Source organism: Vibrio mediterranei, from assembly GCF_900088415.1.
GTDB classification, from domain to species: Bacteria; Pseudomonadota; Gammaproteobacteria; order Enterobacterales; family Vibrionaceae; genus Vibrio; species Vibrio mediterranei.
Map to the genome: position 1 here is coordinate 1 of NZ_FLLQ01000043.1, position 500 is coordinate 500.

The following is a 500-nucleotide window of genomic DNA, read 5'->3' on the forward strand; positions in this document are numbered from 1 at the left end:
AACCAAAGTTGTCTGCATTTTTATACATGTGCAGACTCGATTTTGCCGGACTCAAATATGAATTACTTTCGTAATTCCCAAGAACACTTGAATGTGTGTTGGTACCTACATCTTTCGATATAGGATTTGAGAACTTTTAAATGAATAACATTAATCAAATGTTATTCGTCAGCTTTCCAAATTGTTAAAGAACGAGATTACTAATAAGTAACCATTTTTAAATATTCTCAAAGAGAAAACACTTAAAGATGGTGGAGCTAAGCAGGATCGAACTGCTGACCTCCTGCGTGCAAGGCAGGCGCTCTCCCAGCTGAGCTATAGCCCCATCAGTGTGATGCTTACCGCCAATCATCTGGGAGGAAGATTGGTGGGTCTGAGTGGACTTGAACCACCGACCTCTCGCTTATCAGGCGAACGCTCTAACCACCTGAGCTACAGACCCAAGCATCGTCTTTAATCTAAACCTAATCAATCTGTGTGAACACTCATCGCAATAATCT

2 tRNA genes are annotated in these 500 nt (G+C 41.2%); both read right to left on the reverse strand.

The features are described 5' to 3' along the window. Window positions 1-249: 249 nt before the first annotated feature. A tRNA-Ala gene (locus VME0621_RS26045) sits at window positions 250-325 on the reverse strand. A 40-nt stretch (window positions 326-365) separates the two neighbouring features. Continuing rightward, window positions 366-442: transfer RNA gene (locus tag VME0621_RS26050), tRNA-Ile, on the reverse strand. Window positions 443-500: the final 58 nt, after the last annotated feature.